We start from the raw sequence: 12,421 nt of genomic DNA, 5'->3' as shown, positions 1-12,421 counted from the left end.
CGCTGAGGCTTCGCTTTGCTGAATCACTTTGTAGTCTCCGGTACAGATTCGAGCGGCCTAGCGCTCGGGAACTGGCTTCAGCCATTAGAAAAGCTTATGCGAATGCGATGGTCCGCCCGCATTTGCCGCTCAATGCCCTGCGCGCGTTCGAGGCTTCCGCGCGGCATCTCTCTTTCACCCGCGCCGCGATCGAATTGTGCGTCACCCAGGCCGCGGTCAGTCATCAGGTGAAGGCACTGGAGACGCGACTGGGCGTGCAGTTATTTCGACGGCTGCCGCGCGGGCTCGCGCTCACCGACGAGGGCGTGGCCCTCCAGCCGGTGCTTGCCGAAAGCTTCGACCGGATGGCCGAACTGGTCGAGGGGATCGCCAGCGGCGAGGCCACGCAATTGCTGTCGGTGGCGGCAGTGGGGACCTTCGCGACGGGATGGCTGCTGCCGCGCCTGCCGGCGTTTCGCGCAGCGCATCCACGGATCGATCTGCGACTGTTCACCAACAATAACCGAGTCGATCTGGCCGGCGAGGGGCTCGATTTCGCGATCCGCTTCGGCGACGGCGCGTGGCACGCAACCGAGGCAGTGCCGCTGATGGAGGCACCGCTGACCCCCTTGTGCATCCCGGCGATGGCGCGGGAGCTTGGCGAACCGCGCGATCTGTTGGGAATGCCGCTGCTACGCTCGTATCGCGCCGATGAATGGACGCGCTGGTTCGAGGGCTTCGGAATCGCCGCGCCCACGCTCAAGGGGCCGGTGTTTGATTCGTCGCTGGCGATGGCCGAGGCGGCGATGCAGGGCGCGGGGGTGGCGCTGGCGCCCGCCTCGATGCTGGGGCGGCTCGTCGACCACGGCGCATTGATGCGACCGTTCGCGCTGGAAGTGGCGACGGGACGTTACTGGCTGACCTGGCTCAAGTCGCGAACGCCGAGTCCGGCGATGACGGCGTTTCGCGACTGGATAAGCGAGCAAATCCCCCTCCCTGGGAAGGAGGGGAGTTGACGGTCAGCGCTTGTCGACGGCGACGTAGTCGCGCTGGGTGGGGCCGGTGTAAAGCTGACGCGGGCGGCCGATCTTCTGCTCGGGATCCGAGATCATCTCGTTCCACTGCGCGACCCAGCCGACGGTGCGGGCGAGTGCGAACAGCGCCGTGAACATCGTCGTCGGGAAGCCGATCGCCGACAGGATCACGCCCGAATAGAAATCGACGTTCGGGAACAGCTTCTTCTCGATGAAGTATGGATCCTTGAGCGCCATTTCCTCGAGCTGGAGCGCGACCTCGAACACCGGGTCCGAAACGTTCAGTTCCTTGAACACTTCGCGCACGGTCTTCTGCATCACGGTCGCGCGCGGGTCGTAGTTCTTGTAGACGCGGTGGCCGAAGCCCATCAGGCGGAACGGATCGTTCTTGTCCTTGGCGCGTGCGATGAACTCGGGGATGCGCTCGGGACGGCCGATCTCGTGGAGCATGTTGAGCGCCGCCTCGTTGGCGCCGCCATGCGCGGGGCCCCACAGGCAGGCGATGCCCGCCGCGATGCACGCGAACGGGTTGGCACCCGACGAGCCGGCGAGACGCACGGTCGAGGTCGAGGCGTTCTGCTCATGATCGGCGTGGAGAATGAAAATGCGATCGAGCGCCTTCTCTACCACCGGGTTCACGACATATTCCTCGGCAGGGACGCCGAAGGTCATGCGCAGGAAATTGCCCGTGTAGGACAAGGAGTTGTCCGGATAGAGGAAGGGCTGGCCGACGCTGTACTTGTACGCCATCGCCGCGATCGTCGGCATTTTGGCGATCAGCCGGTGCGACGCGATCATGCGCTGCTTGGGATCGGTGATGTCGGTCGAATCGTGATAGAAGGCCGACAGCGCGCCGGCGACGCCGCACATCACCGCCATCGGATGCGCGTCGCGGCGGAAGCCGCGATAGAAGGTCGCGAGCTGCTCGTGCAGCATCGTGTGGCGGGTGATCGTGTTGTTGAAGCTGGCGAGCTCATCCTTGCCCGGCAGTTCGCCGTTGAGCAGCAGATACGCCACTTCCATGAAGCTCGAATGCTCGGCGAGCTGGCCGATCGGATAGCCGCGATGGAGCAGCACGCCCTCGTCGCCGTCGATATAGGTCAGGCCCGATTCGCACGAGGCGGTCGATGTGAACCCGGGATCGTAGGTGAACATGCCCGTCTGGGCATAGAGCTTGCGGATGTCGACGACGTCCGGGCCGACGCTGCCCGTGAGGATCGGGTATTCAACGTCTTTACCCGGAACCTGAAGCTTCGCGGTATCGCTCATACACGTCGTCCTTGTCTGGCCCGGATCAGGCGGGCTTGGTCATTTGATCGGCGATGCGGGCCAGGCTTTCCTCCCGCCCCAGCAATGCCAGAACGTCGAAGATGCCCGGAGAGGTTCGTCGCCCGGTGAGTGCGGCGCGCAAAGGCTGCGCGACGGCGCCGAGCTTGACCCCCGCATCGTCGGCGACGGTCCGTACCGCCGCTTCGAGCGCCTCCGTATCCCAGCTTCCGGCCGCGTCAAGCGAACTGTGCACTGCAGCGAGGAGCGCAGGGGCGTCGCCTTGCAGCAAGGCAGCCGCGCCATCGTCGAGATCGAGCGGACGTGTCCGGAAAAGGAACATTGCGCCGTCGGCGATCTCATTGAGATTCGCGGCGCGCGGCTTGAGCGAAGGCATCGCCGCCGTGAGGAGCGTCGATTGCGCTTCGGTGACTTCAAACGGCAGCCGCTTCGCGACCAGCTCGGCGAGGCGGGCATCGTCCGAGGCGCGGATATAATGGCCGTTGAGATTCTCGAGTTTCTTGAGGTCGAAGCGCGAAGGGCTCTTGCCGACTCCGGCGAGATCGAACCACTCGATCGCTTGCTCGCGGCTGATGATCTCGTCGTCGCCGTGTCCCCAACCGAGGCGGAGGAGATAATTGGACACCGCTTCGGGCAGCAGGCCGAGTTCGTCGCGATAGGCGTCGACGCCGAGCGCACCGTGGCGTTTCGAGAGCTTGGCGCCGTCCGCGCCGTGGATCAGCGGGATATGGGCGTAGGTCGGCTCGGGCCAGCCCATCGCGCGATAAATCGGCAACTGGCGGAAGGCGTTGTTGAGGTGATCGTCGCCGCGGATCACGTGCGTCACGCCCATGTCGTGATCGTCGACCACCACTGCGAGCATATAGGTCGGCGTGCCGTCCGAGCGGAGCAGGACCATGTCGTCGAGCTCGCTGTTGTTCACCGTGACCGGCCCCTGGACCTGATCATCGATCGTGACACTGCCTTCGCGTGGCGCCTTGAGACGGACGACGAAGGGCGCGCCGTCGGGCGCTTCGCTCGCATCGCGATCGCGCCAGCGGCCGTCATAGCGCAAGGGCTGCTTGTTGGCGCGCTGCGCGGCGCGCATCGTCTCGAGCTCTTCGGCGGTCGCGAAGCATTTATAGGCATGCCCATTCGCGAGCATCTCGCGCGCCACTTCGGCGTGACGGTTCGCGCGTGCGAACTGGTAGACCTCGTCGCCGTCCCAATCGAGATCGAGCCAGCGCATCCCGTCGAGGATCGCGGCGATCGCCGGTTCGGTGGAGCGCGCACGATCGGTATCTTCGATGCGCAGCAGGAACTTGCCGCCGTGATGGCGCGCGAACAGCAGGTTGAACAACGCGGTGCGCGCACCGCCAATATGGAGGAACCCGGTGGGGGAAGGCGCGAAGCGCGTTACGACAGCCTTGGCGGCGCCGGTATCAGATGTTGCGCTCAACCGCGCTTGCTCCCAGAGTTGAAAATCGATGGCCAGCTCAGCCGCCGAGGCCCCTAGCACGGGGTTGCCCGCCCTTCAAATGGGGGCGAGGGCGGCGCTTCGCCATGGTGTCGGCCCTATCGAGCGCTGGCTGGAGGCGGAGCGCGAGCAACTCGCATTGTGGCTGCCGGTGATGCTGGGGGCGGGAATCACCGCCTGGTTCGTGCTCCCCGACGCCGCGCGCTGGATCGGCTTCATCCTCGGCAACGTCGCACTGACGCTAGCGGCTATAGCGTTGCCGGGCGGAGGCAGGGTGCCGCGCGCGATCGCGATCGCCGGGTTGGCTCTCGCCGTCGGGTGCGCATCGATATGGTGGCGGGCCGAGCGCGTTGCCGCGCCCGTACTTGCGCGACCGGCGGTGGTGGCATTTGCGGGGCGCGTGGAGCACGTGGAACAATTGCCCGCGCGCGACATGGTGCGGGTGACCTTGGCGCCGCTCGATCACGCTGATCTTCCACCCAGGGTGCGCATCAATCTCCCTGCCGGAGACGCTCCGAAAGGGCTGGCGCGAGGTGCGATCATCAGGTTGCGCGCGCGTCTGATGCCACCGCCGGCGGCAGCGGTGCCCGGAGCATATGATTTCGCGCGCGTCGCCTGGTTCAGCGGGCTCGGTGCCACAGGCAAGGGATTCGCGCCGGTGGCGGTCGTCACGCCCGCCGCGGCGCCCGGAGAGGACCTGCGGGCGCGGCTTTCGGGACATATTCAATCGCGCATTGCGGGGAGTGGCGGCGGGATCGCGAGCGCGCTGGCGACTGGAGATCAGGGCGCGATTGCGGAAGAGGATTCAGAGGCAATGCGTCGCTCCGGCCTCGCGCATCTGCTCTCGGTGAGCGGCCTGCACGTCACTGCGGTGACTGCGGCGGCGATGTTGCTGGTGCTACGGCTGCTCGCGCTCAGCCCGACGCTGGCGTTGCGCTGGCGGCTGCCATTGGTGGCGGCCGGTGCGGGGGCGCTGGCGGCGATCGGCTATACCTTGCTCACCGGCGCGGAAGTGCCGACGATCCGTTCCTGCGTGGCGGCATTGCTGGTGCTGCTCGCGCTGAGCCTGGGGCGCGAGGCGATTACATTGCGGCTGGTGGCGGCCGGCGCTTTCCTCGTGCTGGTGTTCTGGCCCGAAGCGTTGGCGGGGCCCAGCTTTCAGCTCAGCTTTGCGGCGGTGACGGCGATCGTCGCGCTGCATGAGAGCCCGCGGGTGCGCGGCTGGTTCAAGCGGCGCGAGGAAACGCGGCGGCGGCGATTGCTGCGCGGACTCGGCTCGCTGCTGCTCACCGGGATAGCGGTCGAGCTGGCGCTGATGCCCATCGGGTTGTTTCATTTCCACAAGGCAGGCATTTACGGCGCGCTCGCCAACATCGTCGCGATCCCGCTGACCACTTTTGTGATCATGCCGCTCGAAGCACTGGCGCTGGTGCTGGACATGGCGGGGATCGGCGCGCCGGCGTGGTGGCTCACTGCCCGAGCACTGGATTTCCTCCTGTGGCTGGCGCATCTCACCGCCTCGGCACCGGGCGCGGTGGCGGCGCTGCCGGCAATGCCGGGCGGGGCTTACGCGCTGATCGTCACCGGCGGCCTGTGGGTTGCCCTCTGGCGGACGCGCGTGCGCTGGGCGGGTGCAGTGCCCTTCGCGCTGGGATTGGGCTGGGCATTGCTGACTCCACCGCCCGACTTGCTCGTCACCGGAGATGGCCGGCATCTCGCGATCCGGATGGCGAGCGGAGAAATGGCACTGCTGCGTGATCGAGCGGGCGACTACACCCGCGCGATGCTCGGCGAGAATAGCGGGGCGGAGGAGACCCAGCTTGCCTTGCTTTCCGACGTTCCGGGTGCGCGGTGCAGTCCCGACCTCTGCCTCGTCGAATTGGCTGCCGGCGAGCGCCGATGGCGGGTGCTGGCGACGCGGAGCGGTTATCTGGTGCCGTGGCGCGAGATGATCGCGGCCTGCCGTGTCGCGGATGTCGTCGTGAGCGAGCGTCGCCTGCCGCCGGGCTGCGCGCCGCGCTGGCTGAAGCTCGACCGCGACATGCTGATGAAGACCGGCGGCGTGGCGATCAATTTCGACGATGCCGATATCCGGACTGTCCGCGGCAAAGGCAAGCATCCCTGGCTCGATCCGCTGACGGTGCAGCCGCCATATGCGGCACGTCAAGGTGATCGAATTGCGATCCAATAGCGCAGGTCGCATCGATGCAACCTCCTTCCTAGGTTCGCCTGACGGGGTCTCAGCGGCAGGAATTCGCCGAGACGCTGATGCTCAAACTTCCTGCTCCAGCAGGTTGTTTATGTCGACGCGCTCAAGCGGAATGACCAGCCGACCCCTCAATAGCGCCGCAGCAGCCCTGCCAGCCGGCCCTGCACGCGCACCTGATTCGGGCGGTAGCGCTGGGCGCTATAGTCGCGATTGGCGGGGTCGAGGCGGATCATCGCGCCTTCCTTGCGGAAATATTTGAGCGTCGCTTCGGCATCGTCGATCAGCGCGACCACGATCTCGCCGTCACGCGCCACTTCGGTGCGGCGGATGAGGGCATAGTCGCCGTCGAGGATACCGGCTTCGACCATCGAATCGCCGGCGACCTCGAGCGCGTAATGCTCGCCCGAGCCGAGCAAGGCGGCGGGAACGGGAAGCATCGTCGCGCCTTCCAGCGCCTCTATCGGCGTACCCGCCGCAATCCGGCCGTGGAGCGGGATTTCGACCACGTCGTTGGCGGGGCTGGGGAGCGCCGGCTTTTGCGAAGTTGACGAAGTTGACGGTTCTATCGCGCGAGTCTTGGCCGGACCCTTCTTCGCGTCGCCGCGCTCCGGGATCCGCAGCACTTCGAGTGCGCGGGCGCGATTGGGCAGGCGGCGGATGAATTCGCGTTCCTCCAGCGCGCTGATCAGACGGTGCACGCCCGACTTCGACTTGAGATCGAGCGCCTCCTTCATCTCCTCGAACGAAGGCGAAACGCCGGTCTCGGCCAAACGATCGGCAATGAAGCAAATGAGCTCGTGCTGCTTGCGCGTGAGCATGCAATCCTCCTGTCCAGAACAGACAAGGAACGTTTACGCAATGTTCCGGCAGCTTGTCAAGCGAGGTCGAGGATTTCCACCGAGTCGCCCGCCTGTGCCGCGGGAGCATGGGGTTCGCGGAGGATCAGGCAGCCGGCCCGGGCGAGCGTGCCGAGCATCGAGCTGTCCTGGATGGTCGAGGCCCATGCCCGGCCGTCGCGTATTTCGGCACGCAGATAGTCGGTACGCTCGCCATTGGCGGCGAGCGGCTCGCCAAGGATCGCGGGCCGGGTCGCAGGGAGCGGATCGCGAGCGCCCGACAAATGCGCGACGAGCGGGCGAACGAACAGCAAGGTCGTCACGAAGGCGGAGATCGGGTTGCCGGGAAGCCCGAGCACCATCGCCTTGCCGAGCCGGCCCGCCATCAACGGCTTGCCGGGGCGCAGCGCGATTTTCCAGAAGTCGATCGTCGCGCCGGCCGCCTCGAGCGCGGGTCGGACGAGATCATGGTCACCCACCGATGCGCCGCCGCTGGTGACGAGCAGGTCGGCGTCGAGGCTGCGGAACGCAGCTTCGAGCACGTCGTGGCGATCGGGGAGGATGCCGAGATCTATCAGCTCGACGGGAAGGCCGGCGAGCTGGGCGGCGAGCATCAGGCGATTGGTTTCGGGAAGCTGCGCCGCGCCTATGGCGGACCCAGGAGGCACGAGCTCGTCACCTGTGGCGGCGATCGCGATGCGAACCTTGCGGCGGACATCGAGCGCACCATGGCCGGCAGTACCGGCGAGTGCGAGACGGGCGGGCGTGAGACGGTCGCCGACGCGAAGGAGCAGATCGCCCTCGGCGAAGTCGAGCCCGCGAACGCGGACGTTGCGGCCATGCGTGCGAGGGCCTTCGCCGGCCAGCGTGAGCGTGGCGCCATCGCGCCCGGCTTCTTCCTGGACCAACACGGTGTCGGTGCCCACGGGCAGAGGGGCGCCGGTGAAGATGCGGACCGCCTCGCCGGGTAGGACGGTGCCGGCGAAGGCGCGTCCGGCGGCGCTCTCGCCGATCACGCGCCAGGGACCGGGGAGGTCGACGAAGCGGATCGCATAACCGTCCATCGCCGAAAGGTCGGCGCTGGGCTGGGTGCGGAGGGCGTGGACGTCGGTGGCCACCCAGCGTCCGGCCGCGGCGGCGAGCGGGACGCGCTCGACTTCCACAAGCGAAGCCAGTGCGAACAGGCGCGATTGGGCCTCGGCGAGGGGGAGAAGTGCAGACATCGATAATAGCCATGTGCCGGGAAGCGGGCGGGGCGCAAGTCGGAGTTCGCGGGCGGCGTGCGTGATGTTGTTGAATCGACCGCTATAGTCGAGAGCCGTGCCATGCCCCCCGCAGATCTGCGCTCACAGCGCTCAAGCCTCTGCGTAACCCTTGAGCCCCCCGGGTGGGCCCCGGCACCAACCTGTCCCGAGCGCCTGCCTTGCAGGCAGTCGAAGGGGCCGGCGCGACGGTTGCGGATAGGGTCAACCGCATTCCCCGGCGCTGAATGTCGATTGGCCCTATTTCGAAGGGATCAACTCGCGCCAACGGGAGTCCAGCCTGGCCTGCGCGTTGTCGCTCTTGACCCGTGAGACGAGGGAAATGCCGCGCAGCTTGACGCTGTGGCCCGCGAGCAAACGGCCTGAAATCGTGTACCCGATATCATAAAGCGCCACATCCTGATGCGCCTCGCCGTCGACCAGAAAGCGGGTGGTGACCACGACCGGCAATCGCTCGTCGCCGCGGCTATTGTCCGGAAGATGCGCCGCCTCGCGCGTTTTCTTGAGGGCGCCCTCGAACCATCCGGCTTCGATTCGGGGCTCGCCGGTGGTTTCCGCAGGCGCGATATCCAGCGCGGTCGGGAACAATATCTTCTGGCTCTGGACAGATTGCTCGGCGGCGGCGGGCTTCAGCACCAGCGCACGTTCTCCACTATCGGCTGCCAGAAGCACCAGCGTAGCAGCGCGGGCGGAGGCCCGTTGCGCATCGGCGTTCTTCACCGCCTTGCTGTCGCTTCGCTCGCTCCAGCTATTCCACAGCGTCAGCGCCGAGATGATGATGGCTACTACCGCCAGCACTTCGCCCAGCGTTATCCACCGTCGCCGAATGGCTGCCGCCTCTGCGGCGCGCTCCTCTGTGTTCACATCGGCGTTAGCCGGCGTTGTCGGACGGGGAAGATCTTCGCTCACCGAAGTCGTTCCATCACCTGCGGCGTGAACCGTCAAGCGCGATACTCTCAGCCTGCGGACTTGCCGCCGGTGACCAGAGTCAGATCGTGCGGGCGGAGCGGAAGGCGGAACTCGCAGAGGATGCGGTTATGCGCGATCTCGATCACGTTTGCCGGGCCGCCGCCGATCTCGGGGAGCGAGACCCAGAGCTGGGCGCCGGTAGCGAAGGCGGCGCGGGTCTCGAGCTCGACAAGGTGCGCGGTGATGCCGCGGACGCGCGCATTCCACCAGCGGACGCCCTCACGGACGCTCGCCGGCGCGTCGAGGCGAATCGCGTGCTTGTCGGGAATCATCCCTTCGCCGGCGACGTCGAGCGGGGCGCGCTCGCCACCGGAATGCGCACGCTGGAGGTGACGAAACCACGGCATCAGCGTCTGCCAGCCGAGACCTTCGTCGAAGGCGATGCCGGCCTGGCCGTCCTGCGTCCAGCGGACGGTGCCGTCGAGCGGGCGAAGCGCGTCGAAGGTGAGCTGGACGGAGTCGCCCACGGCGAGCTCGAGCTTCGTGTCGATGCCGACGCCGCCCTGCGAGATGTTGCGCGTGCGGGCGTGCTCGACCTTGTTGCCGCTGCGGATCGACACGAGCTGGCGGATCTCGACGCGCGGCATGGCACGGCGCTCGGCGGGGAGGCTGGCGAGCGTTCGGGCGAGCGTGCTGATGATGTCCACGGGCTCGTCGAATACGAAGCCGGCCTCACCTTCGGCGCACCAATCGACCTTGCCGGCGACCGACTGGCCGCTCGCCATTTCGAGGTGCATCGGCTCGTCCTTCGCAAGCTGGGCGCCGAGCTGGAGCGTGGCACCGGCGGACGAGAGCCGTTCGAGCGAGCAAGGGAAGCGTTCGCAATCGCTGACGAGGAACGCTGCGTCGAAAGCGGCCTGCGCATCGGGCTGGCTGAGCACAGCGCGGGGCGGATCGGCGGAGAGCGAGAAGACGGTCGCGGACCTGAGTGCCTGAATCATTACTGTTTTTCCCACCCCGGTCGCGTGGGAAGACATTGCTTAAAGGGGTTGAAAGCCGGGTTAAGACACGCGGTTGTAGAATCCCTAACGGCGGATCCTCAGGCCGACCAATCGCCTGATTTGCCGCCCTTTTTCGAGAGCAGGCGGATATCGCCGATCACCATCGCCTTATCGAGTGCCTTGGCCATGTCGTAGAGCGTGAGCAATGCCACGCTGGCGGCGGTGAGGGCTTCCATCTCGACTCCGGTCTTGCCTTCGGTCGCGGCGGTGGCAGTGACGGTGACGCCGGTCTCGTCGAGGGCGAGATCCACCGCGACCCGAGTGAGCGGGAGCGGATGGCAGAGCGGAATCAACTCGGCGGTCTTCTTGGCCGCCATGATCCCGGCGATCCGCGCGGTGGCGAGGACGTCGCCTTTCTTGACGCTACCCGTGCGGATCGCAGCGGCCGCCTCGGGCGACATATCGACGCGGCCGGTGGCGACTGCCTCGCGCGCAGTGACGGGTTTGCCGGCGACATCGACCATCCGGGCAGCGCCGGTTTCGTCGAGATGCGTGAGGTCGGTCATCCGACCAGCGCCCGCGTCGCGGCTTCGACATCGTGCTGGCGCATCAGCGATTCGCCGATCAGGAAGCAGCGGATATCGTGTTCGGCCATCGCGTCGAGATCGGCGCGGTTGGTGAGGCCGCTCTCGGCGACGAAGGTGCAGTCTCTCGGAGCATGGCGGACGAGTTCATAGGTTTTCTGAAGATCGACTTCGAAGGTCTTCAGGTTACGATTGTTGACCCCGATAAGCCGCGACTTGAGCCGGAGCGCGCGTTCGAGCTCGTCGGCGTCATGGACTTCGACGAGCACGTCCATGCCCTGCTCGATCGCGGCGGATTCGATCTCGGCCATCGGACCGTCGTCGAGCGCGGCGACGATGATCAGGATCGCATCGGCGCCGATGCTGCGCGATTCGGCGACCTGCCACGGATCGACCATGAAATCCTTGCGGATCACCGGCAGGTCGCACGCGGCGCGGGCGGCGATCAGATAGTCTTCATGCCCCTGGAAATATTCCTGGTCGGTGAGCACCGAGAGGCAGGCGGCACCGCCGGCCTGATAAGCGCGGGCATGCGCGGGGGGATCGAAATCGGGGCGGATCAGGCCTTTGGAGGGGCTCGCTTTCTTGATCTCGGCGATCAGGCCATAGCCGCCGGCGGAAACCTTGGCGTCGAGCGCGGCCTTGAACCCGCGCGGGGGCGTGGGCTCGGCGTGGCGGGCGGGTGCGGTGCGGCGGGCGGCGACCTCGGCACGCTTGGTTTCGAGGATCTTGTCGAGGATCGTGCTCATGCGAAGGCGATCCAGCAATCGAGCAGCGCGTTGGCGAGCCCGGCGTCGATCGCCTCGGCGGCTTCCTCGACTCCGTCGACGAGTTTGTCGGCGCGGCCGGCGACCATCAACGCCGCGGCGGCGTTGAGCAGGACGGCGTCGCGATAGGCGCCGGTCTCGCCGAGCAGGAGGCGGCGCAGCGCGAGGGCATTATATTCGGGATCACCGCCGCGGATCGCCGCGAGCGGGTGGCGAGACAGGCCAGCATCCTCGGGAGTGATGCGCGTGGGCAAATTCGCGCAGCCGACATTGACGACGATGCTCGCGCCGGCCGTGGAAAGCTCGTCGAGGCTTTCCTCGCCCGAGACCACCGCGGCGGCCTCCGAACCGAGCTGGGTCAGCGCCTCGGCATAGATCGGCGCGTAATCGGGACGGGCGATGCCGATCAATTGGCGGGTGACGTGCGCTGGATTGGCGAGCGGGCCCATCAGGTTGAAGATCGTGCGGCGGCCGATCCGGCGGCGCAGCGGGCCGATCCGCGCCAAAGCGGGATGGTGATGCTGGGCGAAGAGGAAGGCGATGCCGAGCTCGTGCAGGCTCTCCTCGGCGCGCGCCGCGGCGCGATCGAGGTTGAGGCCCAATGCTTCGAGCGTGTCGGCGGCGCCCGCCTTGGACGAAGCGGCGCGGTTGCCGTGCTTGGCGACGGGAACGCCGCAGGCCGCGACGACGAGGCTGACCGCGGTCGAGACGTTGAGCGTATGGTGGCCGTCGCCGCCGGTGCCGCAGACGTCGATCGCGCCTTTGGGGGCAGTGATCGGGACAAGCCGTTCGCGCATCGCCCGCGCGGCCTCGGCGATCTCGATGCTGGTCTCGCCGCGGATGCTGAGTGCGATGAGGAAGGCTTCGATCGCCTCTTCGGAAACGGTGCCGTCGAGGATATCGGCGAACGCCTGTGCGGCGCTTTCGCGCGCGAGCGGCGAGGAAGGATCGGGAAGGAGCGTCGAGACAGTCACCACGCCTCTATCCCGACGGCGTGCGGCTGAGTCGAGCAAATCCTGATGGGGTGGGCCCAAGCGTGGCTGTGCAGGGAGTCGGAAAACCCAATACGGCCGATCGATCGCAACAACCGCAAGATC

The 12,421-nt window shown here is 66.8% G+C and carries 11 protein-coding genes; 2 read left to right on the top strand and 9 right to left on the bottom strand.

Annotation, left to right across the window (positions count from 1 at the left end; all coding sequences use genetic code 11):
- The first annotated feature begins 107 nt into the window (after positions 1–107).
- Positions 108–995 carry a LysR family transcriptional regulator gene (locus BR78_RS0103640; protein WP_029934990.1) on the top strand — a complete coding sequence of 296 codons (888 nt, stop codon included), beginning with the start codon at positions 108–110 and terminating at the stop codon, positions 993–995.
- 3 nt (positions 996–998) lie between these two features.
- On the opposite strand, the gene BR78_RS0103635 is transcribed toward BR78_RS0103640, so the two are convergent.
- A complete protein-coding gene (locus BR78_RS0103635) occupies positions 999–2,282 on the bottom strand; it encodes a citrate synthase (RefSeq protein ID WP_029934989.1) in 1,284 nt (427 codons plus the stop codon).
- 25 nt (positions 2,283–2,307) lie between these two features.
- Positions 2,308–3,738 carry a glutamate--tRNA ligase gene (gltX, locus tag BR78_RS0103630; protein WP_029934987.1) on the bottom strand — a complete coding sequence of 477 codons (1,431 nt, stop codon included), beginning with the start codon at positions 3,736–3,738 and terminating at the stop codon, positions 2,308–2,310.
- 79 nt (positions 3,739–3,817) lie between these two features.
- Here gltX and BR78_RS0103625 point away from each other — a divergent pair, with 79 nt between their 5' ends.
- Entirely contained in the window at positions 3,818–5,947 is a 2,130-nt protein-coding gene (locus BR78_RS0103625) for a ComEC/Rec2 family competence protein (RefSeq protein ID WP_029934985.1), read from the top strand.
- A gap of 146 nt (positions 5,948–6,093) precedes the next feature.
- Here the strand turns inward: BR78_RS0103625 and lexA are convergent, their stop codons facing one another.
- The 7 genes from lexA to trpD all read right to left on the bottom strand — a co-directional run bounded on the left by lexA (position 6,094) and on the right by trpD (position 12,298).
- On the bottom strand, positions 6,094–6,783 hold the full coding sequence (gene lexA / locus BR78_RS0103620) for a transcriptional repressor LexA (RefSeq protein WP_029934983.1): 690 nt from the start codon (positions 6,781–6,783) through the stop codon (positions 6,094–6,096).
- A gap of 56 nt (positions 6,784–6,839) precedes the next feature.
- Positions 6,840–8,024, bottom strand: coding sequence for a molybdopterin molybdotransferase MoeA (locus BR78_RS0103615; protein ID WP_029934982.1), 1,185 nt, complete (start codon positions 8,022–8,024; stop codon positions 6,840–6,842).
- 279 nt (positions 8,025–8,303) lie between these two features.
- A complete protein-coding gene (locus BR78_RS0103610) occupies positions 8,304–8,972 on the bottom strand; it encodes a hypothetical protein (RefSeq protein WP_443027665.1) in 669 nt (222 codons plus the stop codon).
- Positions 8,973–9,019: 47 nt separating this feature from the next.
- Positions 9,020–9,973, bottom strand: a complete 954-nt coding sequence (locus BR78_RS0103605) for a PilZ domain-containing protein (RefSeq protein WP_029934980.1) — start codon at positions 9,971–9,973, stop codon at positions 9,020–9,022.
- A gap of 98 nt (positions 9,974–10,071) precedes the next feature.
- Complete coding sequence (gene moaC / locus BR78_RS0103600; RefSeq protein WP_029934979.1) at positions 10,072–10,539, bottom strand: cyclic pyranopterin monophosphate synthase MoaC; 468 nt, start codon at positions 10,537–10,539, stop codon at positions 10,072–10,074.
- On the bottom strand, positions 10,536–11,306 hold the full coding sequence (gene trpC / locus BR78_RS0103595) for an indole-3-glycerol phosphate synthase TrpC (protein WP_029934973.1): 771 nt from the start codon (positions 11,304–11,306) through the stop codon (positions 10,536–10,538). Before trpC ends, moaC begins: the two co-directional genes overlap by 4 nt.
- Positions 11,303–12,298, bottom strand: a complete 996-nt coding sequence (gene trpD, locus BR78_RS0103590; RefSeq protein ID WP_029934972.1) for an anthranilate phosphoribosyltransferase — start codon at positions 12,296–12,298, stop codon at positions 11,303–11,305. The genes trpC and trpD overlap by 4 nt, the downstream gene beginning before the upstream one ends.
- Positions 12,299–12,421 lie beyond the last annotated feature (123 nt).

Origin of the sequence: Sphingomonas sp. UNC305MFCol5.2, from assembly GCF_000712135.1 — a bacterium.
Classification (GTDB): Bacteria; Pseudomonadota; Alphaproteobacteria; order Sphingomonadales; family Sphingomonadaceae; genus Sphingomonas.
This window is presented reverse-complemented; position numbering and strand designations above follow the sequence as displayed.

Excerpts from the sequence above, each read along its gene's own strand:
- BR78_RS0103640 (WP_029934990.1), top strand. The coding sequence starts at position 108 with ATGGTCCGCCCGCATTTGCCGCTCAATGCCCTGCGCGCGTTCGAGGCT.
- BR78_RS0103635 (WP_029934989.1), bottom strand. The coding sequence starts at position 2,282 with ATGAGCGATACCGCGAAGCTTCAGGTTCCGGGTAAAGACGTTGAATAC.
- trpC (WP_029934973.1), bottom strand. The coding sequence starts at position 11,306 with ATGAGCACGATCCTCGACAAGATCCTCGAAACCAAGCGTGCCGAGGTC.
- lexA (WP_029934983.1), bottom strand. The coding sequence starts at position 6,783 with ATGCTCACGCGCAAGCAGCACGAGCTCATTTGCTTCATTGCCGATCGT.
- BR78_RS0103615 (WP_029934982.1), bottom strand. The coding sequence starts at position 8,024 with ATGTCTGCACTTCTCCCCCTCGCCGAGGCCCAATCGCGCCTGTTCGCA.
- moaC (WP_029934979.1), bottom strand. The coding sequence starts at position 10,539 with ATGACCGACCTCACGCATCTCGACGAAACCGGCGCTGCCCGGATGGTC.
- BR78_RS0103625 (WP_029934985.1), top strand. The coding sequence starts at position 3,818 with ATGGGGGCGAGGGCGGCGCTTCGCCATGGTGTCGGCCCTATCGAGCGC.
- BR78_RS0103605 (WP_029934980.1), bottom strand. The coding sequence starts at position 9,973 with ATGATTCAGGCACTCAGGTCCGCGACCGTCTTCTCGCTCTCCGCCGAT.